This window comes from Streptomyces sp. NPDC088157, from assembly GCF_044741545.1.
Lineage (GTDB): Bacteria > Actinomycetota > Actinomycetes > Streptomycetales > Streptomycetaceae > Streptomyces.
Map to the genome: position 1 here is coordinate 999,743 of NZ_JBIUSU010000002.1, position 24,291 is coordinate 1,024,033.

At 72.5% G+C, this 24,291-nt stretch carries 20 protein-coding genes and 1 riboswitch; of the genes, 9 read left to right on the forward strand and 11 right to left on the reverse strand.

Going from position 1 to position 24,291, the window contains the following annotated elements; genetic code table 11:
• Positions 1-37: 37 nt before the first annotated feature.
• The 3 genes from ACIPFH_RS10745 to ACIPFH_RS10755 form a co-directional block, all read right to left on the reverse strand.
• The gene (locus tag ACIPFH_RS10745; protein ID WP_401824917.1) at positions 38-1,489 is read right to left on the reverse strand and encodes a glycine hydroxymethyltransferase; all 1,452 of its coding nucleotides are present in this window, start codon (positions 1,487-1,489) and stop codon (positions 38-40) included.
• A gap of 44 nt (positions 1,490-1,533) precedes the next feature.
• Positions 1,534-1,623: riboswitch (ZMP/ZTP riboswitch) on the reverse strand.
• A 145-nt stretch (positions 1,624-1,768) separates the two neighbouring features.
• On the reverse strand, positions 1,769-2,956 hold the full coding sequence (locus ACIPFH_RS10750; protein WP_401824919.1) for a glutathionylspermidine synthase family protein: 1,188 nt from the start codon (positions 2,954-2,956) through the stop codon (positions 1,769-1,771).
• A 41-nt stretch (positions 2,957-2,997) separates the two neighbouring features.
• Complete coding sequence (locus ACIPFH_RS10755; protein WP_401824921.1) at positions 2,998-3,390, reverse strand: hypothetical protein; 393 nt, start codon at positions 3,388-3,390, stop codon at positions 2,998-3,000.
• 130 nt (positions 3,391-3,520) lie between these two features.
• Here ACIPFH_RS10755 and ACIPFH_RS10760 point away from each other — a divergent pair, with 130 nt between their 5' ends.
• Positions 3,521-4,387: a hypothetical protein gene (locus tag ACIPFH_RS10760; RefSeq protein WP_401825151.1), complete on the forward strand. Its 867-nt coding sequence runs from the start codon at positions 3,521-3,523 to the stop codon at positions 4,385-4,387.
• Here ACIPFH_RS10760 and ACIPFH_RS10765 read toward each other — a convergent pair.
• On the reverse strand, positions 4,368-5,147 hold the full coding sequence (locus ACIPFH_RS10765) for a DUF3050 domain-containing protein (RefSeq protein WP_401824922.1): 780 nt from the start codon (positions 5,145-5,147) through the stop codon (positions 4,368-4,370). The two genes, ACIPFH_RS10760 and ACIPFH_RS10765, sit on opposite strands and share 20 nt — an antisense overlap.
• On the opposite strand from ACIPFH_RS10765, the gene ACIPFH_RS10770 reads away from it, so the two are divergent.
• Genes ACIPFH_RS10770 through ACIPFH_RS10800 form a run of 7 tightly spaced genes read left to right on the forward strand, consistent with a single transcriptional unit; the run spans position 5,125 to position 14,027 of the window.
• Complete coding sequence (locus ACIPFH_RS10770; RefSeq protein ID WP_401825169.1) at positions 5,125-5,325, forward strand: hypothetical protein; 201 nt, start codon at positions 5,125-5,127, stop codon at positions 5,323-5,325. The genes ACIPFH_RS10765 and ACIPFH_RS10770 overlap by 23 nt on opposite strands.
• 51 nt (positions 5,326-5,376) lie before the next feature.
• Positions 5,377-5,955: a hypothetical protein gene (locus ACIPFH_RS10775; RefSeq protein WP_401824924.1), complete on the forward strand. Its 579-nt coding sequence runs from the start codon at positions 5,377-5,379 to the stop codon at positions 5,953-5,955.
• Between the two features lie 31 nt (positions 5,956-5,986).
• A complete protein-coding gene (locus ACIPFH_RS10780; protein ID WP_401824926.1) occupies positions 5,987-8,479 on the forward strand; it encodes a chorismate-binding protein in 2,493 nt (830 codons plus the stop codon).
• Between the two features lie 35 nt (positions 8,480-8,514).
• A complete protein-coding gene (locus tag ACIPFH_RS10785; protein WP_401825153.1) occupies positions 8,515-10,428 on the forward strand; it encodes an AMP-binding protein in 1,914 nt (637 codons plus the stop codon).
• Between the two features lie 35 nt (positions 10,429-10,463).
• A complete protein-coding gene (locus tag ACIPFH_RS10790) occupies positions 10,464-12,038 on the forward strand; it encodes a class I adenylate-forming enzyme family protein (RefSeq protein ID WP_401824928.1) in 1,575 nt (524 codons plus the stop codon).
• Positions 12,035-13,213, forward strand: a complete 1,179-nt coding sequence (locus ACIPFH_RS10795; protein ID WP_401824930.1) for an FAD-dependent monooxygenase — start codon at positions 12,035-12,037, stop codon at positions 13,211-13,213. Before ACIPFH_RS10790 ends, ACIPFH_RS10795 begins: the two co-directional genes overlap by 4 nt.
• A 10-nt stretch (positions 13,214-13,223) precedes the next feature.
• Entirely contained in the window at positions 13,224-14,027 is an 804-nt protein-coding gene (locus tag ACIPFH_RS10800) for an aminotransferase class IV (RefSeq protein ID WP_401824932.1), read from the forward strand.
• Positions 14,028-14,146: 119 nt separating this feature from the next.
• On the opposite strand, the gene ACIPFH_RS10805 is transcribed toward ACIPFH_RS10800, so the two are convergent.
• Both ACIPFH_RS10805 and ACIPFH_RS10810 read right to left on the reverse strand, forming a co-directional pair.
• Positions 14,147-14,632, reverse strand: coding sequence for a carboxymuconolactone decarboxylase family protein (locus ACIPFH_RS10805; protein WP_356252162.1), 486 nt, complete (start codon positions 14,630-14,632; stop codon positions 14,147-14,149).
• A 10-nt stretch (positions 14,633-14,642) separates the two neighbouring features.
• Positions 14,643-16,079 (reverse strand): PLP-dependent aminotransferase family protein, encoded by a 1,437-nt coding sequence (locus tag ACIPFH_RS10810; RefSeq protein WP_401824934.1) that lies wholly within the window; start codon positions 16,077-16,079, stop codon positions 14,643-14,645.
• Positions 16,080-16,126: 47 nt separating this feature from the next.
• Here ACIPFH_RS10810 and ACIPFH_RS10815 point away from each other — a divergent pair, with 47 nt between their 5' ends.
• A complete protein-coding gene (locus tag ACIPFH_RS10815; protein ID WP_356252156.1) occupies positions 16,127-16,645 on the forward strand; it encodes a carboxymuconolactone decarboxylase family protein in 519 nt (172 codons plus the stop codon).
• A gap of 220 nt (positions 16,646-16,865) precedes the next feature.
• On the opposite strand, the gene ACIPFH_RS10820 is transcribed toward ACIPFH_RS10815, so the two are convergent.
• The 5 genes from ACIPFH_RS10820 to ACIPFH_RS10840 form a co-directional block, all read right to left on the reverse strand.
• The gene (locus ACIPFH_RS10820) at positions 16,866-17,876 is read right to left on the reverse strand and encodes an ABC transporter substrate-binding protein (RefSeq protein ID WP_401824935.1); all 1,011 of its coding nucleotides are present in this window, start codon (positions 17,874-17,876) and stop codon (positions 16,866-16,868) included.
• A 1-nt stretch (position 17,877) separates the two neighbouring features.
• A complete protein-coding gene (locus ACIPFH_RS10825) occupies positions 17,878-19,824 on the reverse strand; it encodes an ABC transporter permease (RefSeq protein ID WP_401824936.1) in 1,947 nt (648 codons plus the stop codon).
• Complete coding sequence (locus ACIPFH_RS10830) at positions 19,824-20,969, reverse strand: glycine betaine/L-proline ABC transporter ATP-binding protein (protein WP_401824938.1); 1,146 nt, start codon at positions 20,967-20,969, stop codon at positions 19,824-19,826. The genes ACIPFH_RS10825 and ACIPFH_RS10830 overlap by 1 nt, the downstream gene beginning before the upstream one ends.
• Positions 20,966-22,498: a GMC family oxidoreductase gene (locus ACIPFH_RS10835; protein ID WP_401824940.1), complete on the reverse strand. Its 1,533-nt coding sequence runs from the start codon at positions 22,496-22,498 to the stop codon at positions 20,966-20,968. The genes ACIPFH_RS10830 and ACIPFH_RS10835 overlap by 4 nt, the downstream gene beginning before the upstream one ends.
• 225 nt (positions 22,499-22,723) lie before the next feature.
• On the reverse strand, positions 22,724-24,253 hold the full coding sequence (locus ACIPFH_RS10840; protein WP_401824942.1) for an aldehyde dehydrogenase family protein: 1,530 nt from the start codon (positions 24,251-24,253) through the stop codon (positions 22,724-22,726).
• Positions 24,254-24,291: the final 38 nt, after the last annotated feature.

Consider the following 24,291-nt stretch of genomic DNA (forward strand, 5'->3'; position numbering starts at 1 on the left):
CCGGGCGGCCGCGGGGCCGCCCGGGGTGCCGCCGTCGTCAGCCGAGGTCGATCTCCGGGTACAGCGGGAAACCGGCCACCAGGTCCGTCGCCCTGCGGGAGATCTCGTCGGCGGTCTTCTCGTCCAGGACGTGGGAGGCCTTGGACGGGGCGCCCGACTTCGTCGTGCCCGCTTCTGTCGCCGTCAGGACCCGGTCGATCAGGGCCGCCACCTCGTCCATCTCGGCCGTGCCCAGGCCCCGGGTCGTCAGCGCCGGCGTACCGATGCGGATGCCGGAGGTGTACCAGGCGCCGTTCGGGTCGGCGGGGATGGCGTTGCGGTTGGTGACGATGCCCGAGTCGAGCAGGGCGGCCTCGGCCTGCCGGCCGGTGAGGCCGTAGGAGGAGGCGACGTCGATCAGGTTCAGGTGATTGTCCGTGCCCCCGGTGACCAGGGTCGCGCCGCGCCTCATCAGACCCTCGGCCAGCGCGCGCGCGTTGTCGACGATGCGCTGGGCGTAGTCCTGGAAGGACGGCCTGCGGGCCTCGGCCAGGGCGACGGCCTTGGCGGCCATGACGTGCGGGAGCGGACCGCCGAGGACCATCGGGCAGCCGCGGTCGACCTGGTCCTTGAGGGACTCGTCGCACAGGACCATGCCGCCGCGCGGGCCGCGCAGGGACTTGTGGGTGGTGGTCGTGACGATCTGGGCGTGCGGCACCGGGTCGAAGTCGCCGGTCAGGACCTTGCCCGCGACCAGGCCCGCGAAGTGGGCCATGTCGACCATCAGGGTCGCGCCGACCTCGTCGGCGATCTCGCGCATGATCCGGAAGTTCACCAGACGGGGGTACGCCGAGTAGCCGGCCACGATGATCAGCGGCTTGAAGTCGCGGGCCGACGCGCGCAGGGCCTCGTAGTCGATCAGGCCCGTGGCCGGGTCGGTGCCGTAGGAGCGCTGGTCGAACATCTTGCCGGAGATGTTCGGGCGGAAGCCGTGGGTGAGGTGGCCGCCGGCGTCCAGGGACATGCCGAGCATGCGCTGGTTGCCGAAGGCCTGGCGCAGCTCGGCCCAGTCGGCCTCGGAGAGGTCGTTGACCTGACGGACGCCCGCCTTGGCGAGGGCCGGGGCCTCCACGCGGTCGGCGAGGACGGACCAGAAGGCGACGAGGTTGGCGTCGATGCCGGAGTGCGGCTGGACGTAGGCGTGGCGGGCGCCGAAGAGCTCGCGGGCGTGCTCGGCGGCCAGCGACTCGACGGTGTCGACGTTGCGACAGCCGGCGTAGAAGCGGCGGCCGACGGTGCCCTCGGCGTACTTGTCGCTGAACCAGTTGCCCATCGCGAGGAGGGTGGCCGGAGAGGCGTAGTTCTCCGAGGCGATCAGCTTGAGCATCTCGCGCTGGTCGTGGACCTCCTGGCCGATGGCGTCGGCGACGCGCGGCTCGACGGCGCGGATCACGTCGAGGGCGGCGCGGAAGGCGGTGGACTCGGTGGAGAGGGGCTGCTGCTCAGACATGTCGTCGGCCTCCGGATGGCGTGGCGTGCGAGCGGTCACGGTCTCGGTCTGGCCCAGGCGCACGGCACTCTGTCACTCACAGGCCGCTCCCCGATGGTCCGTCCCATCCCAGCGCGCCAGTCACGGCCCGCCGCCAGCCTACCGGGCACGACCGGAACCAGAGCTCCGGCGTCCACCATGCGAGCGACGCCGGGACCTGCGCGGGAGCACCCCTGCGGACCCCTCCGGTGGGACTGGAGGTGCCGGACGGGGCTGGAGGGTTCGAAGGTTCGGGAGGAACTAGAGGATCACGTGCGGCAGGAAGCGGGCGTACTCGTCCGTGACGAGGCCGGAGGACTCGCGGATGCCGAGGCCGGCCGACTCGTCCTCGACCATCCACGCGCCGAGGACGACGTGGTTGCCGTCGAACGCGGGGAGGGGCGCCAACTGCTGGTAGCAGCAGGGCTCGTCGGTGCGCGGCACTGGTGCGGCGCCGGGTTCGTGCACGGTGACGCCGGCGCCCTCGCGGCCCAGCAGCGGCTTGGCGACGTAGCCGGTGGTGGACGCCAGTTCGCGAGGGCCGTCGAGGTAGGCGGGGAGGAGGTTGGGGTGCCCTGGGTACAGCTCCCACAGGACGGCCAGCAGGGCCTTGTTGCTGAGGAGCATCTTCCAGGCCGGTTCGATCCACATCGTCGTGCCGGTGCCGCCGCCGTTGTCGAGGCTGTCCAGGACATGACCGGCGAAGCGGTCGGTGGTCAGCCACTCCCACGGGTAGAGCTTGAAGCAGCTGCGGATGAAGCGCAGCCGGCGGTCGACGAAGCGGCCGGACAGCGGGTCCCAGCCGATCTCCTCCATGGAGATCCAGTCGGTGTCCAGGCCGGCCTGCTCGGCGGTCTCCTTGAGATAGGCGACCGTCATGAGGTCCTCGCCCAGCTCGTCCTGCGAGGAGTGCGCGAAGTAGAGCGGGCTGCCGGGCGGCAGGAGGGCGGCCTGCTTCTTCCAGGCCGCGATCAGGCGTTCGTGGAGGGAGTTCCACTGGTCGGCGCCGGGGAAGCGGTCCTCCATCCAGAACCACTGGGGGGAGGCCGCCTCCACGAGCGAGGTGGGGGTGTCGGCGTTGTACTCCAGGAGTTTCGCCGGGCCGATGCCGTCGTAGCGGAGGTCGAAACGGCCGTAGACGGACGGGAGTTCGGCGCGACGGCGCCAGGCCTCGGCGACCGCCGCCGCGATCCGCGGGTCGGTGATGCCGAGGTCGGCGAGGCGGTCGGTCTCCACGAGGTGGGCGGCGGCCGCCAGGCACATGGCGTGCAGTTCCTCGACGGTCTCCTCCAGCGCCTCGACCTCGTCGAGGGTGAAGGCGTAGTACGCGCTCTCGTCCCAGTAGGGCCGCAGACGGCCGTCGGGGTGGCGGGTGAGGGGGTAGACGAGCCCTTGTTCCTCGACGGTCCGCTGCCAGTCGGGGCGGGGTTCGACGGTGTGACGTCGCATGGGTGCCGGTGTCCTGTTCAGCCGTTCGGTCGTCCGGTCGCTCAGCCGCCCGAGCTGCCCTTGTGGCTGCCGCTGTCGCTGTCGCTGTCGCCGCCGAAGCCGCCGCGGTCGACACCGCTGCCGCCGCTGCTCCTGCTGCCCCCGCTGGAGCCGGTCGAGCCGCTCGACCCCTTGCCCGGCTTGGTGAAGGAGCCGCCGTCGACCCAGGAGTCCTTCTTCTTGCCGCCGTAGTACCAGACGCCGTCAGCCGTGGTCCTGCCGGACTTGCAGTTCTTGTCGGCGACGACCTTGTAGCCCTTGGTGAGGTTGTAGCTGTCGCGGTCGACACAGCGCTTGTCGGGGTCGGAGGAGCAGGCGGTCAGGGCCGCCGCGAGCACTCCCATGCCACCGAGTACGACCGTGCCCGAGCGAAGTCTGCGACGCGCGTCCGCCATGGTTCCGTCTCCCCGTTGCCGCATCGCCCCTACGGCGATTTCCGGCCGTCAGCCTAGACACCGGGGCGAGTGCGGCCGAAGGCGGCCCGCCCACGAGCCGTTCCCCTACAGTCCTTTCGTGCTCTTCGGAATGGTGTGCGCCCTCGGCGCGGCGGTCTGCTTCGGTACGGCGACGGTGTTGCAGGCGATGGCCGCGCGTGCCGCCGCCGACGGCAGCGGCGGGGACGCGGCGCTGCTGCTGCGCGCGATCCGGCAGTGGCGGTATCTGGCGGGGCTCGGGCTGGACGGGCTGGGGTTCCTGTTCCAGATCGCCGCGCTGAGGTCGGTGCCGATCTACGCCGTCGGGGCGGCGCTCGCCGCCAGCCTGGCGGTGACGGCGGTGGTCGCGGCGCGGCTGCTGGACGTTCGGCTGAGCCGCACCGAGTGGGCGGCGGTGGGGGTGGTGTGCGCGGGGCTGGCGATGCTGGGGCTGGCGGCGGGCTCGGAGGGCGAGGAGAGCGGGCCGCCGGCGCTGCCCTGGGTGATGCTCGGCGCGGCGGGCGGAGTGCTGCTGCTGTGGTTCGCCGGAAGGGGGCTGGCCGGGCGGAGTCGGGCGCTGATGCTGGGCCTGGGGGCCGGTTTCGGGTTCGGGGTGGTGGAGGTGACGGTGCGGTTGATCGACTCGCTCGCCCCCTCGGAGCTGCTCACCGACCCGGCGGTGTACGCCCTGCTGCTGGGTGGTGGCGCCGCGTTCCTGCTGCTGACGTCGGCGCTCCAGCGGGGGTCGGTGACGACGGCCACGGCCGGGATCGTGATCGGGGAGACCATCGGACCGGCGCTGGTGGGGGTGGTGTGGCTGGGGGACCGTACCCGGGAGGGGTTCGGCTGGCTGGCCGTGCTGGGATTCGCCGTCGCCGTGGCGGGAGCGCTGGCACTGGCCCGGTTCGGGGAGGCGCCCGAGACGGCACCGGCTCCGGAGCCCGCGTCGGAACCGCCCCTCAGGCCATCGCCTCCGTGATGCCGTCCCACAGGCGGCTCCTCGCCTCCAGTGCGAGGGTGGCCGTCTCGACGGCCTCCTGCCAGCGCGTGTCGTCGTCGCCGCACAGGTCGGCCACCATCTGCATGGCCATCGGGGTGTGCTCCTCGCCGTCGACCTCGATGTGACGGGCCAGGTAGTCGCGGAAGAGCGGGAACCGGTCGGTGCCCTCCTTCTTGATGACCTGGTCGAACATGTCCGGGATGAGGTCCTCCCGGGAGAAGGCGAAGGCGGCGGCCCGGCAGTGCAGGGGCCGGTCGGCGATGATGCCGAAGGTCGTGCGCACGAACTCGGCGGCGGGCGCGGGGACCTGGGCGACCCGCAGCGCCGCCGGCACGTCGTGGCCCTCGCCGATCAGCTCGATGAAGGTGTCGATCCGGGCCGTGGCGGCGCCCGCCTCGTCCATGCCCGCGCGGTACAGCTCGAAGTGGCTGGTGAAGCCGCCGTTCAGCTCGTCGCTCTCCTCGACCAGCACGATGTCGTTGATGAGCCGCCGGCTCACCTCCGAGCCGCGCGGCACCCAGGGCACGTCGACGCAGGTGAGCTCGCGCTGGAGCGACTTGAGCAGGGACATGAAGTCCCAGACCGCGAACACGTGGTGCGTCATGAACGTCGCCATGTCCGCCCGGCTGCCTATCCGCTGGTAAATCGGATGGGCGGTTACTTCCTTTCGGGCCGGTTCTATTGCCGAACGAGCCCTTTCGATTCCCTCGTGCGTCATGTTCCAGTCGTACCTGGACATGGTCCTCCTTGAGATCCGGGAGCGTTTCGGGAGCTCGATCGTGCACTTCCCGCGACTCACCGGCAAGCGCTTCCCGGAATTCCGGGAAAGTTACCGGCAGTACCGCTCGAGTGAAGACGTCAAGACCGCCGAAAAAGCCATCAAAAGCCGCTTTCCGGACAGCATAAGACAGTTGTAGAAGTTTGAAGAACCTGTGAACGCGCTTGCTCTCCGGTGCGTACTCGACGGTGTGACCAGTAATCCCGTCACCGTCACCGCCGCATATCGCGTGGTGCCGGGCCGCGAGGCCGACTTCCACTCCTGGGGGTGGGCCATGCTGGGCGCGAGCGCACGGCAGCCCGGCTTCCTGGGAGGCGGTGTACTTGTCGATGGAGAGGCGGAGTGGCATGTGGTCTATCGCTTCGCGACCGAAGGCACGGCCCGGGCCTGGGAGGACTCCACCACCCGGGTCGAGTGGGACGCCCGGGCGCTGGGCATCGCCCGGCAGACGGACCGCAGAAGCGTGCGGGGCTCCAAGGCCTGGTTCGACTCCCAGACCGCCGCACCGAAGACGCCGGCCCCGCCGTCGAAATGGAAGCTATGGTTCGTGAATATGAGCGCGGTTTTCCCACCGGTGCTCCTTTTCAACTTGATCGCACTCCCCTATCTCGGCGGTCTCAATCCGATCGTTCGCACACTGCTGCTCTGCCTTTGCGTGACGGCCCTCGTCACGTGGATTCTCATGCCCCGCCTTCAGCGTTTCTTCAAGAAATGGCTGTATCCACCGCTCCAGGCGCTTCGCGGACGGCATAAACGACGGACCGCGTAGAACCCGAGAACGACCCTAGGGAGGTGGGCGGGTGAAGACCCTGCTCATCGACAATCACGACTCGTACACGTACAACCTGTTCCAGCTGATCGCCGAGGTCAACGGCGAGGAGCCGGTGGTGATCCTCAATGACGCCCCCGCGGGCGCCGTTCCCGATCTCACCGCTTTCGACAACGTCGTGGTGTCGCCCGGACCCGGGCACCCGGCGAAGACGCGTGACTTCGGCATCAGCGCCAGAGTGCTCGCCGAGTCCCCGGTGCCGGTGCTCGGCGTCTGCCTCGGCCACCAGGGCATCGCCCACGGTGAGGGCGGCCGCGTGACGTCCGCCCCGGAGCCCCGGCACGGGCACCTGTCGGCCGTCCGCCACGACGGACGGGACCTGTTCCACGGGCTGCCGCAGAACTTCACCGCGGTCCGCTACCACTCGCTGTCCGTACGCGAGCCGCTGCCCGACACGCTCGAGGCCACCGCCTGGGCCGAGGACGGCGTCCTGATGGGACTGCGGCACCGCGAACGGCCCCTGTGGGGCGTGCAGTTCCACCCGGAGTCGGTGCTCACCGAGTACGGCCACCGGATGCTGGTGAACTTCCGCAACCTCACGGCCGAGCGGGCCCGCAAGCCACGCTCGAAGAACACGGCGGTCACACCGGCCGCGGCGGCGATGCCGAGCCCCGCCGTGCTCGTCCCCCGCCCGCGCCGGGCCGACGGTCCCGCCCATCGGCTGCACACCCGCCGCATGGCCGGGGCGATCGACGCGGAGGCCGCCTTCACCCGGCTGTACGCCGACTCGCCGCGGGCGTTCTGGCTGGACAGCTCCCGGGTCGAGCGGGGGCTCTCCCGCTTCTCGTTCTTCGGCGACGACAGCGGTCCGCTCGCCGAGTTCGTCCGGTACGACGTCGAGGCCGGCCGCTGCGAGATCGAACGGGCCGGGCGACCGCCGCGCAAGGTCCGGGCGAGCGTCTTCGACTATCTCAAACGGCAGCTGGCGAACCGCCGGGTCGACGCCACCGGGCTGCCCTTCGACTTCACCGGCGGCTACGTCGGCTACTTCGGCTACGAGACGAAGGCCGACTGCGGCTCCCCGAACCGCCACCGCGCCACCACCCCGGACGCCTGCTGGCTGTTCGCCGACCGGCTGATCGCGGTGGACCACGAGAAGGGCCACACCTACGCGGTCTGCCTGGCGGAGGACACCCCGCAGGCCACCCTCGAAGCCACCGACTGGCTCGAGAACACGCTGGCCCGGCTCACCTCCCTGCCCACCGAGCCCGACCGGCCACGACTGACGCGGGCCGCGGCCGACGGGAGGGACGAGACGGCGGACGGTGCGGCCGGGGTCAAGGGGACGAGACCCGGGTCGGGCGGGGCCGGACTCGGTGTCGGCGGGGCCGGAAGCGGGTTCAGCGGGGCCGGGGTCGGTGATCCGGACGTCGGTGGTGTCGAGCCCTGGCTGGTGCGGGACCGGGCGACCTATCTCGCGGACATCGCGGCCTGCCGGCGCGAGCTCGCCGCGGGCACCAGTTACGAGATCTGCCTGACCAACGCGGCGACGTTACCCGCTCCGGACGACGCCTACGGCTTCTACCGGGTGCTGCGCCGCGTCAACCCCGCGCCCTACGCCGCCTTCCTGCGATTCGGCGACCTCGACGTGGTCGGCTCCTCGCCCGAGCGGTTCCTGCGGATCACCCGGGACGGCGTCGCCGAGGCCAAGCCGATCAAGGGGACCGCGCCACGCGGGGCGGGTCCGCTGGAAGACGCCCGGCTCAGGGACGCGCTGGCGGCGGACGCCAAGACCCGCGCCGAGAACCTGATGATCGTCGACCTCCTCCGCAACGACCTGGGGCGGGTCTGCAGGACCGGGACCGTGCGGGTCTCCCGGCTGATGGCCACCGAGACGTACGCCACCGTCCACCAGCTCGTCTCCACCGTCGAGGGCCGGCTGCGCGAGGACTCGGACGCGGTGGACTGCGTGCGCGCCTGTTTCCCCGGCGGGTCGATGACCGGGGCGCCCAAGCAGCGCACCCTGGAGATCATCGACGGGCTGGAGACCGAGGCGCGTGGCGTGTACGCGGGCGCCCTCGGTTACCTGGGCTGCAGCGGCGGCGCGGACCTCAACATCGTCATCCGCACCGCCGTCCTGGCCGACGGCCTGATGCGGATGGGCGCCGGGGGCGCCATCGTCCTGGACTCCGATCCGGTCGCGGAGTACGACGAGATGCTGCTGAAGACGGCCGCCCAGATGCGGGCCCTGCGTGAGCACACCGCGGCACGGACCGGGGCGGCCGGGGAGAGGGTGGAGGAGCCGGCCGGGGCCCGGGTGGGCGCGGGCCACCGGTCCGGGGGCGGCGCGACCGGCGACCCCGGACCGGAGCCACGGCCGGCGGGCCGCACGGCACGCCGACAGCCCCCGGCGCCGACCGGCAACCGGACGCCCGCGCCGGCACATCCCGGTACCCCCGGCATTTCCGGCAGCCTCACCGGGCCCGCCGCCGTCCCGGCCACCGTGAAGGGAGCCACCCGATGACGGCCTCGCAGTCCACGACCACCTCGCCGTCCCCGATGGCCTCGCAGTCCACGGCGACCTCGCGACCGGCCGCCGCGAGCCGGGAGGACGCCGCCGGCCCCGGAAACCTCGCCGCGTATCTCGCCGACCTCGCCGAGCGGCGCGGGTGGACCGCACGGGCCGCCTTCCATCAGGGGCACCAGGTGTGGACCCACGGTGAGGTGCACGGGCTCGCGGCGCGGGCGGCCGGTGTGCTCGCGGATCACGGGGTGAGGGCAGGGGACCGGGTGCTGCTGGCGCTGCCCGACGGGATCGCGTGGGTGGCGGCCTTCCTCGGTGTCGCCCGGCTCGGGGCCGTTGCCGTCCTGGTCAATCCCGAACTGCCCGCGCCCGAGCACGCGTTCATGGCCGAGGACGTCGACGCCGTGCTGTGCGTGACCGGGCCGGGCCTCGAGGACCGGTTCGCCGACCGGGCCCGCCTCGGCGCCGACCAGTTCCTCGCGCTCGCCCCCGCCGCCGGGCCTGCCGCCGCCCACCCGGTGGACGCGCACACGCCGCTGTACGTGCAGTACACCTCCGGTACGACGGGCCGTCCGAAGGGCGTCGTGCACACGCACGGCGACCCGAAGGCTTATCACGACCTCATCGGCCGGCGGCTGCTCGGGATCACCGAGGAGGACGTCACCTTGTCGGTGTCGAAGCTGTACTTCGCCTACGGCTTCGGCAACGCCTTCGTCTTCCCGCTCTTCTCCGGCTCCAGCGCCGTACTGGTGGACCGGCGTCCGACCCCCGCCGCCGTCGACGAACTCGTCGCCCGGCACCGGGTGAGCCTGCTCTACTCCGTGCCGTCGGCGTACGCGGCGCTGGTCGCCGACCGGGGTAGCGGCCACGCGGCCTGTTTCGCCTCGGTGCGCGTCGCGGTCTCCGCCGGCGAGGGCCTGCCCGACGGGCTCGGCGGACAGATCACCGAGCTGCTCGGCGCGCCCGTGCTGGAGCAGATCGGTTCCACCGAGGCCGGTCACGCCTTCTGCGCCAACAGCCTCGGCCACGACCACCCGGGCACGGTCGGGCGTCCCGTACCGGGGTTCGAGGTGGAACTGCGCGACCGTGCCGGGCGGCCCGTGCCCGAGGGTGCGGAGGGGGAGCTGTGGGTTCGCGGGCCGACGGTCACGCCGGGCTATCTGAACCGGCCCGAGGAGACGCGCCGCACGCTGGTCGGCGGCTGGCTGGCCACCCACGACCGGGCACGCCGCGAAACGGACGGCGCCTACCGGCACCTGGGCCGCACCGACGACATGGAGATGGTCGGCGGCATCACCGTCTCCCCGCTGGAGGTGGAGGCCGTCCTGCGCACTCATCCGGCGGTCCGGGAGGTCGCGGTGGCGGCCGTCCCGGACGGCCAGGGCCGTACCCGCCTTCGCGCCTTCGTCGTGCCGACCACCCGGACCACTCCCCTCGCGGGCCCCACCGGAACACCCGGCGCACCCGGGCCTTCCGGCCCCGCCGGTCTCACGGGCCGCTCCGCCGGTCTCACCGATCTCACCGGTATCACCGGCCCCGTCGGCTCCCCCGAGCCCGCCGGTCTCACCCAATCCACCAGCCCTCTCGACCCCGCCGAGCCCGCTCGTCTCACCCAACCCACCAGGCCACTCGACCCCGCCGAGCCCGCTCGTCTCACCCAACCCACCAGGCCACTCAGCCCCGCCGAGCCCGCCGGTCTCACCCAACCCAACGAACTCCCCGAACCCACGCCACCTCCCGGCCCCGCCCGATCCGGCGAATCCCCCGAGCCGGACGGCCGCCTCGGCGGCGCCACCGGTCTGGGCCGGCTGGAAGCCGATCTTCTCGTTCTCGCGCGGGAGCGGCTCGCCGCGTTCAAGGTGCCCCGGAGCGTCAGCTTCGTCGCGTCACTGCCCCGCACTTCCACCGGCAAGCTCCGCCGCCACCTGGTCCGCCAGGGCGCGTGGTGACCGTGTCCGGGTCCCCGTCCGAAAGGAACAGCCACATGTCGCAGCAACCCCTGCTCGCCGACCGCGGGTTCTACCTGGGTCCGTTGTTCCGGCGGGCGGCCGACCGGCACGGAGCCGTCTTCGTCACCCTGGACCGGCCGCTGGACACCCACCCCTCCCTCGGGGTCGACCTCGACTACACGGTCCTGGCCGACGTGGTCGAGGAGTTGTCGGGCCGGCTGTGGGCGGCCGGGGTGCGGCCCTCGGAGCAGGTGGTCGTACACAAGACGGACAACGTCGACATCGTGCTGCTGACCTGCGCGGTCTCCCTGATCGGCGCGGTCCCGGTGCTCCTGTCCCCCGGCCTGGCGGGCCCCGTCGTCGGCCAGCTGCTCGAACGGCTGCGGCAGCCCTGGCTGATCACCGACAGGGCGAAGCTGGACGGCCCGCTGAAGGACGCCGGCCTCGCCTCCCAGGTACGACAGGTGCTCTCCGTCGACGACGCGCCCGGCGCCGAGCCTCTGGAGAAGTACGCCGGCGCCGAGCCGCCCGCTCCCGTACGGCTGCACCCACGCGAGCCCGCCCTGATCACCCACAGCTCGGGCACCACCGGCGTCCCCAAGCTGGCCGTGCACTGCCCGAACACCATGTGGAACCGTCTCGTGCCGCAGAAGGCGATGGGCTGGCCCACCCGGGGCGAGACCGCCGCGCTGCACATGTCGTTCGTGCACTCGCGCTTCTACCACCTGCTCGGTGTCCTGCTGCACTTCGGCAGCCCGCTCGTGCTGATCACCGACCCGGACCCGGCGGCCGTGGGGCCGCTGCTGGCCCGCCACCGCCCCGGCATCGTCGAGACGCACCCCAACACCTTCGTGCTGTGGGAGGAGTTGGCCGACGCGCCGGGAGCCCCGCTGTCCCGGGTGAAGTCCTACGGCTCCACGTTCGACGCGATCCATCCGCGCACCGTACGGCGGCTGCTGGGCGCCTCGCGGCGGCGGGCGCCCTGGCTGATCCAGCTGTACGGGCAGAGCGAGACCGGGCCCGTCGCGTTCCAGTGGTTCACGCGGCGCAGCGTCGAGCGCGCCGACGGACGCCGGGTGGGCATCGGGATCCCCGGCTTCACCCGGGTCCGGATCGCCGACCCCGACGGCAGGCGGGTCGCGCCCGGGACGCCCGGACGGATCGAGGCCCGCACCAGGGGGCGGATCCTCACCTACCTCGGCGCCCGGGCGCAGTACGAGCGTCAACTCGACGGCGGTTGGTGGCAGATGGGCGACATGGGCTACATGACCCGCCTCGGCGCCCTGCATCTGATCGACCGCGAGGTGGACCAGATCGACGCCGTCCACAGCAACCTGGCGGTCGAGGACGCGCTGATGGAGCGGCTGGAGGAACTCCGCGAGGTCGTCATCGTGGCCGGTGCGGACCGCGAGCCGGTGCCGGTGGTGTGCGTGCGGGGCGAACAGCCGCTGGATCCGGAGCGCTGGCGGGAGGCCACCGCCGATCTGCCCGCGATGGCCGAGCCGCGCCAGTGGCGGTTCGAGGAGCTGCCGATGACGGCGACCTGGAAGGTGAAGCGGGTGGAGATCACCCGCATGCTGACCGGGACGCGAGAGAGCGTGCGCGCGTGAACTCTGTGATCGTGGTGGGCGCGGGCCCGGTCGGTCTGTCGGCCGCGCTGGCCCTGCGCGCGCACGGCCTGCCGGTCGTGCTCCTCGAGGCGGACCCCGAGGACCGCCGACGGCCGGGCAGCCGGGCGCTGTTCGTGCACCGGGAGACCCTGCGGCTGCTCGACGGGATGTCCCCGGGCCTGGCCGCGGAGATCACCGCGTACGGCCGGACCTGGCACACCCGGCGCACCCTCTACCGGGGCCGTGAGGTGTACGCGCGTACCTTCCCGCCGCCGTCGGGGCTCCCGCCGTTCACGAGCCTGCGCCAGCTGGACACGGAGCGCTTCCTGCGCGCCGCGTGCGAGCGGGCGGGGGTGGAGTTCGTCTGGGACGCTCGGATCACGGGCGTCCGCCCGTCCGGGTCGGGTGTCTCGCTCGTCGGCGAGGACGGACGGGAGTGGAGCGCCCGGTACGTCGTCGCCGCCGACGGCGCCCGCTCGGCCGTGCGGGGCGCACTGGGCATCGCCATGGAGGGCGTGCGCGGCGAGGGCTTCCACGTCGTCGTCGACGTGGCGGACATGCCGGGTGCCGAACTGCCGCTGGAGCGGGTCTTCCACTACGAGCATCCGGGCGTCGGGAACCGCAGTGTGATGCGGGTGCCGTTCACCGGAGGCTTCCAGGTGGACCTCCAGTGCCGCGACGACGACCCCGAGGAGGCCTACGGCACCGAGGCCGCCGTACGGGAGTGGCTGCCCGGGGTCGTGGGCGAGGGGTACGCCCACCGGATCCTGTGGGTGTCGACGTACCGCTTTCTGCGCAAGGTCGCGGCTTCCTTCACGGACCCGCACGGGCGGGTGCTGCTCGTCGGCGAGGCGGCCCACCTGTTCCCGCCGTTCGGCGCGCGCGGCATGAACAGCGGGATCGCCGACGCGGCGGCGGCCGCGGCGGCCGTGGCGGCCGGCACGCCGGAGGCGGTGGCCGCCTTCGCGGAGGTACGGCGGGCGGCGGGGCTGTTCAACAGCGAGGCCGCCGGAGTCGCCCTGGACCATCTGCGGCCACGACGCCGGATCGTGCGGCTCAGGCAACGGGCGGCCGCCGCCCTCGCACCCGTGCTGCCCTCGTGCGGCTCATGGCTGGAGCACGCGCCGTACGGGCCCCGGGGCGGGGCTCCGGCGGTGGCCGGCGGGAAGTACTGAGGAGGACCGAGTGGGTGCGCAACTGACCGTCGGTGAGGGCCTGTCGACGTGGACGCCCGGTCGTGGGCTGACCGTCGGTCCGAAAACCGTGGCGGACGGGCCGCTGCTGGTCGCGGACTCGTGGCTGGTCCGCGAGGGCCGGGTGCGCGGGTACGGCCGGCACCGGGAGCGGTTCCTGCGGGCCTGCGCGGAGTGCGGCGGCCCGGGGCCGCGTCGGCTCGTCGAGTTCTGGCAGGACGTGACCGCCGCGCTGCCACGCACCGGCGAGTGGTTCCCCCGGGTGGAACTCACGGCCAGTTCCCTGGAGTTGAGGCTGCGGCTGCGGAACGCCCCGCCGCTCGGCACGGAGATACGGCTCTGGTCCGTGGGCCAGCCGGACCGACGGACCGCGCCCCGCCGCAAGGGCCCGGACCTGGACGTCCTGGCCCGGGTGCGCGGGCGGGCGGTCGACGAAGGGGCGCAGGAAGGGGTGCTGGTCGGCCCGTCCGGGGTGGTGCTGGAGTCGGCCACCGCGAGCGTGCTGTGGTGGGAGGGCGACACCCTGTGCCTGCCGCCGCCCCGGCTGCCCGTCCTGCCCGGAGTGACCGTCGGACTGGTTCGCGAACGTGCCGCTCGGTCCGGGATCCGGACCGCGTACCGCGAACGCACCGTGGCCGAGCTGGCCGGCCGTGAGGTGTGGCTGGTGAACGCACTGCACGGGATCCGGCCGGTGACGGGCTGGATCGGGGATCCGATGACAGCCGGTCCCGCGCCGCGGGCGGAGGAATGGCGGAAGTGGCTGGACGGGTTGTCGGAGCCGCTTCCGGATATCTAGAAACGCACGGAGAACAGAGAGCCCGTAAAGAGAGCGCATAACGCGGCGGGCATCGGCGAATATCGCCGATGCCCGTATTCCGCTGCGCTCTTCGCCGATATCGGTCGGCATCTGTGCTATTACTTCTTGGCGGCCTGATAGGCCCCCGGCACCATACGGGTCGCGATGGCGATCCGGTTGTACGCGTTGATGACCGTGGCCGCCCAGATCAGCGCCGCCACCTGCGTCTCGTCGAAGACCTCGGCGGCCTCGGCGTACACCGCGTCCGGGACCTGGCCGTCGTGCACCAGGGTCACCGCCTCGGTCAACGCCAGTGCGGCGCGCTCCCGTTCGTTGAAGAAGGGGGTCTCACGCCAGGCGTTCAGCGCGTAGATCCGCTGCTCGGTCTCGCCCTGGGCGCGGGCGTCCTTGGTGTGCATGTCGAGGCAGAACGCGCAGCCGTTGAGCTGTGAGGCGCGGATCCTGATCAGTTCCAGGATCTCGGGTTCGACCTTGGCGTCCTGCGCCGCGGAAACGGCGACGCCATGCAGGGAGCCCATCGCGGCGGAGACATCGGGGGTTATCTTCTTGAGCGCCACACGGGACACGGAATTGTTGTTCGTCATGAGGGTGACTCTATCCGAGATCCGGTCCGGGAAAAGGAATTCCGGATCCGTTCTCACCGAATGGCAGTGCCCGGGACAACGCGTCCAGCGCGCCGGACCAGGCGTGGTCCGGCGGGGTTCCGTACCCGACGACCAGGGCGTCGAGCGGCTCGGTGACCGCGTCGGGGTGACGGTAGCGGGGCACGAGGCCGTCGACCGCCAGGCCCTGCCCGGCCGCCGCCCGGACCACCGCCTCCTCCGTGCCGGGCGGGAGCCGCAGGACGGCGTGCAGGCCCGCCGCGATGCCGGTGACGCGGATCGCGGGAGCGCGGGGGGCGAGGGCCGCGACCAGCGCGTCACGGCGCCGGCGGTAGCGCAGACGGGCGGCCCGGACATGGCGGTCGTAAGCGCCCGACGTGATGAACTCCGCCAGCGTCAGCTGGTCCAGGACTCCGGACGTGTCCACCCCGCCCTTGGCCGCCGTCACCTCCTCCGCCACGCCCGGCGGCAGCACCATCCAGCCCAGCCGCAGGCCGGGGGCCAGGGACTTGCTGGCCGTGCCCAGGTACACCACGTGGTCCGGGTCCAGGCCCTGGAGAGCGCCGACGGGCTGGCGGTCGTAGCGGAACTCGCCGTCGTAGTCGTCCTCCAGGACGAGGCCGCCGGTGTGCCGCGCCCGGTTCACGACGGCCGCCCGGCGGTCGGGGTGCAGGGGCGCCCCCATCGGGAACTGGTGGGCGGGCGCGAGCAGCACCGCACCGGGGCCCTTCCACTCCCCCGGATCGGTGCCCAGTGCGTCGAACGGCAGCGGGACCGTACGCAGGCCCGCCGCCGCCAGGAGTCTCCAGTGCTCGTCCAGACCGTACGACTCGACGGCGATCGTGCGCGTCCCGCGTGCCCGCAGGACCGTGGTGAGGAGCTTCAGGCCGTGCGCGAACCCGCCGCAGATCACGAGGCGTTCGGGGTCGGCTCGCACCCCGCGGGCGCGGGAGAGGTAACCGGCGAGGGCGGTGCGCAGTTCGACGCGGCCGCGGGGATCGCCGTAGCCGAGGGCGTCGGAGGAGGCGTCCGTGAGGGCGCGGCGGGCCGCCCTGAGCCACTCGGCGCGCGGGAAGGACGCGAGGTCGGGGGTGCCGGGGCGCAGGTCGTAGGCGGGCCTGCGGCGTGCCGGGCGGCGGGGGCCCGCGCCCGACGGCGGGGCGACCCGGCCCTCGGCCACCCTGGTGCCCGAGCCCTGGCGGGCGGTGAGCCAGCCCTCGGCGACGAGGTCGGCGTAGGCGTCGGCGACCGTGTTGCGGGCGATGCCCAGGTCGACGGCGAGGGAACGCGAGGAGGGGACCCTCGTGCCGGAGGGCAGACGGCCGCTGCGGACGGCCTCGCGCAGGGCGTCGGTCAGACCTCGGCGCAGCTGCGGTCCGGTCGGTTCCAGATGCAGGTCGACGCCGAAAGTGGCCCATGATCTCGCCATGGAAATGGACCATACTCCTGGGCTGCCCGGCTCCTAGGGTCGAGGGCATGACGACGCAGGCACACCCCACGACCACCGGCGAACAGGTTCACTACGCCCCCGAGCACGCCCCCCGGCTGAACTGGTCCGCGCACGCCCCCGAGGTGTTCTCGGCGATGCGCCGGCTCGACGCCGCCGCCCGTAAGGGCCTCGACCCGAAGCTGGTCGAGCTGGTGAAGATCCGCGCCTCGCAGATCAACCGCTGCGCGCTCTGCGTCGACATGCACAGCAAGGACGCGCTCGCGGCGGGCGAGAGCGTCGAGCGGATCGTCCAGCTCAGCGCGTGGGACGAGTCGGAGCACTTCTACACCGGGAAGGAGCTCGCGGCGCTCGCGCTGACGGAGGCGGTGACCGTCCTCACGGACGGGTTCGTGCCCGACGAGGTGTACGAGCGGGCCGCGAAGCTCTTCGAGGAGGCCGAGCTGGCGCAGCTGATCGCCACCATCACCGTGATCAACGCGTGGAACCGGTTCGGCGTGACCTGCCGGCTGGTCCCGGGGCACTACCGACCGGGTCAGCACGCGTGATCACCGCGGCTCGGGTGCAGGCGGGTCCGCGCGGGTGTGGGCTCGCCCGCGCGGGCCCGCCCCGGTGTGGGCGGGTGGCGAAGGTGGCGTCGGCCTCGTCGGCCACCGGCCCCAGCGCCCGGCCCGCGCCGGTGTGGGCGGGCTCACGCGGGTATGGGCGGGCTCACGCCGACGTGGTGGCTCACGCCGGCGTGGTGGCTCACGCCGGCGTGGGGGCGCCTCAGGACAGCCACGCCTTCCACGTCGACGCGTGGCTGTCCACCCACTTCTTCGCCGCCTCGTCCGGAGTGAGCTTCTGGTCGGCGATCATCAGGGCCACCTCGTTCTGGTCCTCGGTGGTCCACTTGAACTTCTTCAGGAAGGCGGCCGCCTTCCCGCCGTCCTTCGCGAAGTCCGCGTTGAGGTACTTCTGCAACGGGGTGTGCGGGTACGCGCAGGCCACCTTGTCCGGGTCGGCGTCGCAGCCCTCCTTGTAGGCGGGCAGCTTCACCTCGGTCATCGGGACCTTCTTGAACAGCCACTGCGGGGCGTACCAGTAGGTGAGGAACGGCTTCTTCTCCTTGGCGAACTGCCTCATCTGCGTGATCTGGGCGGCCTCGGAGCCGGCGAAGACGACCTGGTAGTCCAGCTTCAGGTTCTTCACCAGGGCCTTGTCGTTGGTGACGTAGGACGGGGAGCCGTCCATGAGCTGGCCCTTGCCGCCGCTCTCGGCGGTGCGGAATCGGGACGCGTACCTGTTCAGGTTCTTCCAGTTCGTGACGTCCGGGTGCTGCTTGGCGAAGTACGTCGGGACGTACCAGCCGATGTGTCCGGTGACGCCGAGGTCGCCGCCGCGCGCGATCGTCTTCTTGTCGTCGACGTAGCGCTGTTCCTGGTCGGGGTGGCCCCAGTCCTCCAGGATCGCGTCGACCCGGCCCTGGCTGAGCGCGTCCCAGGCGGGCACCTCGTCGACCTGCACGGTGTCGACGCGGTAGCCGAGCTTGTGCTCCAGCAGGTACTGGGCGACGGCCACGTTGGCCTGCGCGCCCACCCAGGACTGGACCGAGAGGGTCACGGTCCTGGCGCCCTGCGCGTTGGCGAAGGGCGACGCCTGCTTGGTCATGTCGGCGGCGCCGCAGCCGGTCAGCAGCAGGAGCGCCGACGCGCCCGCGGTCACGGCCGTCACGGCCGTCGTACGAGGCCGGAGGCCACGAAGGCCAAGTCCACGAAGCCGTAGCTGTCGAAGTCGCATGTCACTCTCCCTTCTTGACACGGCGGTCGGCCGGCTGGGTCACCCGGTCGAGCATCAGGCCGAGGCAGACGATCGCGGCGCCGGCCACCAGACCGGTCGCGAGGTCGCCCTGGGCGAGCCCGAAGACGGCGTCGTAGCCGAGCGCGCCTCCGCCGACCAGACCGCCGATGATGACGACGGCGAGGACGAGGACCACGCCCTGGTTCACGGCGAGCAGCAACGCGGGCCGCGCCAGCGGGAGCTGGACCTGGCGCAGTTGCTGTGCGCCGGTCGCGCCGAGCGACCGGGCGGACTCCATGGCCGCCGGGTCGACCTGACGCAGGCCCTGTGTGGTGATGCGGACGACGGCGGGCAGCGCGTAGACGACCGCCGCGGCGACGGCGGGGGCGCGGCCGACGCCGAACAGGGCGACGACCGGGATCAGGTACACGAACTGCGGCATCGTCTGGAACACGTCCAGGACGGGGCGCAGCAGCCGTTCGACGCGGTCGCTGCGGGCGGCCGCGATGCCGGTCGCGAAGCCCAGGACGAGGGTGACGGCGACGGCGGCCAGCACCTGGGAGAGGGTGTCCAGGGACGGTTCCCACACACCGAGCACGCCGGTGGCGGCCAGTGCGAGGACGGCGGTCAGCGCGGTGCGCCAGGTGCCGATCGGCCAGGCGATCGCGGCGACCAGCAGCAGCACCGCCCACCAGGGCAGGCCCTGGAGTCCGGCCCGGACGGGGTCGAGGACCCAGGTGGTGAAGTGGCCCGCCCAGTCGGCGGTGCCGCCGATCACGGGCACCCCGGAGTAGAGGTGGTCGGTCATCCAGTCGACGGCGTCGTTGACCGGGGAGGCGATGGCCACCGTCCAGCTGTCGGGCCAGTCGAGACGGCCCGCCGCGCGCCCGGCGAGAGCCACGGCGACGGCGGCGACGGCCGTCCAGGCCCAGGCGGCCCGGTGGCCGCCGGGTTCGCCGTCACCGGCGTCTCCGGCGGCGGCCGTGACGCGGTCCAGGACGACCGCGAGCAGCACGATCGGGATGCCGGCGGCGAGGGCCGCGCCCACGTCGACCGAGGCCAGCGCCTGGTAGACGCGGTCGCCGAGGCCGCCCGCGCCGATCACCGACGCGATGACCGCCATCGACAGCGCCATCATGATCGTCTGGTTGAGGCCGAGGAGCAGTTCCTTGCGGGCCAGCGGGATCCGGGCGGTCAGCAGGCGCTGCCGCGCGGTCGCGCCCAGCGACTCCACCGCCTCCAGGACCTCCTTGTCGGCGCCGCGCAGTCCGAGCGCGGTGAGCCGGGCCATGGGCGGGGCGGCGTAGACGACGGTGGCCAGGACGGCCGCCGGGACGCCGATGCCGAAGACCAGCACGACCGGGAGCAGATACGCGAAGGCCGGCAGCACCTGCATCGTGTCGAGGACCGGGCGCAGGGCGCGGTCCAGCCGCTCGGAGAGACCGCCGGCCAGGCCGAGCAGCGCGCCCACGACGACCGAAACCAGGACGGCCACGACCATCAGGGCGAGCGTCTGCATCGTCGGCACCCACATGCCGAGCAGGCCGCAGGCCAGGAACGCGGCCGCCGTGCCGAGCGCGAGCCGCACGCCGGCCACCCGCCAGGCGACCAGCGCCGCCGTCGCGGTGACCCCGGCCCAGCCCGCGCCGAGCAGCACCAGATACACGGCGCGCACCGAGAGGACGACGCCGTTGCTGAGATAGCCGAAGAAGTAGACGAACAGGGGGTGGCTGTCGCGGTTGTCGATGATCCAGTCGCTGGCGCCGGTGAGCGGTTTGGTCAGGTCGACGGTGAGCGCGTGCGGCCAGGTGCCGCTGGGCCACTGGGAGGTGGCCAGCGGGACGAGGACCGCGGCCGCGAGGGCGAGCAGCAGGAGCTTGCGGACGGCTCGGTGTTTGAGGACGCCCGGGAGGGCGACCCGGGGGGCGGGTGTGGTCAGCGTGGCCATCAGACCGCCTCCTTACGGGGCTCCGTTCCGACCGCGACGGATCCGGGCCCCCGATCGGCCGAGAGGGGTGCGGGCTCCGTTCCGGCCACGACGCCGAGCAGTCGCTCGTGGTCGACGACGCCCAGGCACCGGCCCGCGTCCATGACCCGCGCCGGGACGCCGGCCCGGGCCACCGCCTCGATCGCCTGGGACACCGTGGCGTCCGGGGACACGGCCGGGCCGCCGCCGGCCTCCTCCGGGGAGGCGGGACGCATGGCCGTACGGACCGTCATGACCTGCTCGCGCGGTACGTCGCGGACGAACTCGCGGACGTAGTCGTCGGCCGGGGAACCCACGATCTCCTCGGGGGTGCCCAGCTGCACCACCCGCCCGTCGCGCATCAGGGCGATGCGGTCGCCCAGCTTCAGCGCCTCGCTGAGGTCGTGCGTGATGAAGACCATCGTCCGGCCCTCCTCCCGGTGCAGCCGGACGACCTCCTCCTGCATGTCACGCCGGATGAGCGGGTCGAGGGCGCTGAACGGCTCGTCGAAGAGGAGGACCTCCGGGTCGACGGCCAACGCGCGTGCCAGGCCCACGCGTTGCCGCTGCCCTCCGGAGAGCTGGCCGGGCCTGCGCTGTTCCATGCCGTCCAGGCCGACCTTGTCCACGACCTCCTTGGCGCGTGTGCGCCGCTCGGATCGGCCCATGCCCTGGATCTCCAGGCCGTAGGCCACGTTGTCGAGGACCGTGCGGTGCGGGAGGAGGCCGAAGTGCTGGAAGACCATCGCGGCCCGGTGCCGGCGCAGTTCGCGCAGCCGGGTGCGGTCCATCGCGCGGACGTCCTCGCCGTCGACGACGATCGTGCCGGCCGTCGGCTCGATCAGCCGGGTCAGACAGCGCACCAGGGTGGACTTGCCGGACCCGGACAGGCCCATCACCACGAAGACCTCGCCCTTGCGCACGTCGAAGGAGACGTCCCGGACGGCGGCCGTGCAGCCGGTGCGGGAGCGCAGCTCGGCGGGATCGAGGGCGGTGAGTTCGGGGTCTTCCGGGACGCGCTCGGGCTTGGGTCCGAAGACCTTCCAGAGGCCGTCCACCGAGAAGACGGGGGAGTCGGCGCCGGTGTCGGCGGTGGGCGGTTTGCGAGTGGCGGGCGTGATGGTCATCGCGCACCACCTCCGATCAGGTCTGCGGCTTTCTCCCCGACCATGAGCACTCCGATCATCGGGTTCACGGCGGTCATGGTCGGGAAGACGGATGCGTCGGCGATGCGCAGGCCTTCGAGGCCACGCACTTTCAACTGGGGATCCACGACGGCGAGTTCGTCGTCGGCGGCGCCCATGCGGCAGGTACCCGCCGGGTGGTACACGGTGTGCGCGACCCTGCGGGCGTACTCGCTCAGTTCCTCGTCACCGGTGATGTCGGGGCCGGGGGCCACCTCACGCGCGAGCCAGCCCGCCAGCGGCTCGGTCTTCGCGATCTCGCGGGCGATCCTGATCCCGTCGACGAGGGTGCGGGCGTCGTGGTCGTCCTCGTCGGTGAAGTAGCGGAAGTCCAGGGCGGGCTTCACGGACGGGTCCGCGCTCTCCAGGTAGAGCCGCCCGCGTGACCTCGGCTTGGGGATGTTGGGGGTCATCGAGACGCCGTACGGGGGGCGTTCGTAGCCCAGTCGCTCCGGGTTGTCCGTGAAGGGGACCTGGTAGAAGTGGAACATCAGGTCGGGGCCCGGGTGTCCGGGGTCGCGGCGCACGAACAGGCCGGCGTCGGAGTCCATCGCGGAGTTCTCCGGGATCGGTCCGTTCGTCTCCCACACGATCACCGACTCGGGGTGGTCGAGGAGGTTCTCGCCGACGCCGGGCAGGTCGTGGACGACGGGTATGCCGAGCGCGTCCAGGTCGGCCTTCGGGCCGATGCCGGAGTGCAGGAGGAGGCGGGGCGAGTCGACGGCGCCCGCGCACAGCACGACCTCGTGGCGGGCCCGGACCAGGATCTCCTCGCCGTCGGCACGACGGACGTGCACGCCCCGCGCCCGGGCGCCGTCGAGTTCCAGCCGGTACGCCCAGCTTTCCAGCAGGATCGTCAGGTTGGGCCGCTCGTCCATCACCGGGTGCAGGTAGGCGACCGACGCGCTCGACCGCTTGTTGGTCTCCGGGTGGTAGGCGAGGTCGAAGAAGCCGACACCGTCGTCGAAGGGCTTCTGGTTGAAGCCCTCGATCCGGGGCACTCCGGTCGCCTGCCGCGCGGCGTCGACGAAGTCGCGGGCGATGGCGTTCCGGTCCTTCTCGTCGACCGGGACGATGTTGTTCAGCAGGCGCGCGTAGTAGGCCTCCATCGGGACCGCCCCCCAGCCCCGCGCGCCGGCCGCCTCCCACTCGTCGAAGTCGGAGGGCAGCGGCTTGAAGGCGATGAGCGTGTTGTGGGAGGAGCATCCGCCGAGGACGCGGGCGCGGCTGTGCCGGATGTGGGAGTTGCCGCGCGGCTGCTCCGTGGTCGGGTAGTCGTAGTCGAGCTCGCCGCCGAGCAGGCCCATCCAGCGGCGCAGGGTGAGGACGTCGTCGCGGCCGACGTCGCTGGGGCCGCCCTCGATGACGGCGACGGTGGTGTCGGGGTTCTCGGTCAGCCGGGAGGCTATGACGGAACCGGCGGTTCCGCCTCCGATGACGACATAGTCGTAGACGTGAGTGCTCTCTGGCATGGGGGGTACTCCAGGGGCGGGCGAAGGCTTGGGGGCCGGGCGGGCCTTGCGGGACCGGCGGGCCTTGCGGGACCGGCGGGCCTTGCGGGACCGGCGGGCCTTGCGGGACCGGCGGGCCTTGCGGGACCGGCGGGCCTTGGGCGACGGCGGAGACAGCAGCAGCCGGACGAGCCTCCCGGGGGCGGGCGGGCCCTGGGGAGCGGGCTGGTCCCGGGGCGAAGGGCGTCAGCCGGCGAACCACCGGACGGGGCGCGGCGCGAGGTTCTGGTAGACGTGCTTGGACTCGCGGTACTCGGCGAGTCCGGCGGGGCCGAGTTCGCGGCCCACACCGCTCTTTCCGAAGCCGCCCCACTCCGCCTGCGGCAGGTACGGGTGGAAGTCGTTGATCCAGACGGTGCCGTGTCGCAGCCGGCCCGCGACCCGGCGGGCCCGGCCCGCGTCGGCGGTCCAGACGGCGCCCGCGAGGCCGTACTCGGTGTCGTTGGCGAGGGCCACGGCCTCGTCCTCGGTCCGGAAGGTCTCGACGGTGAGGACCGGACCGAAGACCTCTTCCCGCACGACCTTCATCTCGCGGTGACAGCGGTCGAGGACCGTGGGCTCGTAGAAGTAGCCGGACTCCGGTCGCTGCGGGGCCGGTTGCGGGCGCCGGCCGCCGGCCCGCAGCACCGCGCCCTCGGCGAGCGCGGAGGCGACGTACGCCTCGGTCTTGGCGCGCTGCTGCTCGGAGACGAGCGGACCGCACTCGACACCGTCCTCCGTGCCCCGCCCCAGCCGTATCTTCTCGGCCCTGCGGGCGAGTTCGGCGACGAAACGGTCCCGGACCGACTCCTCGACGATGAGCCGGGAGCCCGCCGAGCAGACCTGGCCGCTGTGGATGAAGGCGGCGTTGAGGGCCTGGTCGACGGCGGTGTCGAAGGCCTCGTCGGTGGCGCAGGCGTCGGCGAACACCACGTTGGGGTTCTTGCCGCCGAGTTCGAGGGCGACCTTCTTGACGGTCGGGGCGGCCGCCTGCGCGACCTTCGTGCCGCTGACCAGGCCGCCCGTGAAGGAGACGAGGTCGACGTCGGGGTGCTCGGCGAGCCGGGCGCCGACCGTGTGCCCGGGCCCGGTGACGATGCCCGCGACTCCGGCGGGCAGCCCGGCCTCGATCAGCAGGTCGATGAGCGCGACGGTCGTCAGCGGGGTGATCTCGCTCGGCTTGACGACGAAGGTGTTGCCCGCCGCCAGGGCCGGTGCGATCTTCCAACTCGCCTGCAGCAGCGGATAGTTCCAGGGGGTGATCAACGCGCACACGCCGACCGGCTCATGGACGACGACGCTGTGGATGTCGGGCGAGCCCGCGTCCACGACCCGGCCCGGGGCCTCCGTGGCGACGAGTCCGGCGAAGTAGCGGAAGGCGTCGGCGACGCAGTCGATGTCGACGCGGCCCTCTTCGAGCGTCTTGCCCGCGTCCCGGCTCTCCAGCAGGCCGAGGCGCTCGCGGTCGCGCACGAGGAGGTCGGCGACGCGGTGCAGCACGGCGGCGCGTTCGACGACGGGGGTGTGCGGCCAGTCGCCCTCGTCGAAGGCGGTGCGGGCGGCCGCGACCGCCAGGTCGGTGTCCTTCTCGTCTCCCTCCGCGACCACGGCGAAGGGGCGGCCGTCCGCGGGGTCGAGAATCTCGCGGGTCGCACCGGAGACGGCTTCCAGCCACTCTCCACCCGCATGGATCGTCCGATGGTCTCGCTGTTCCGGGTGTTCCGTCCTGTCGGCCATGATCGGTGTTGCCTTCCGTTCCTGGTCAGTCCCCCTGC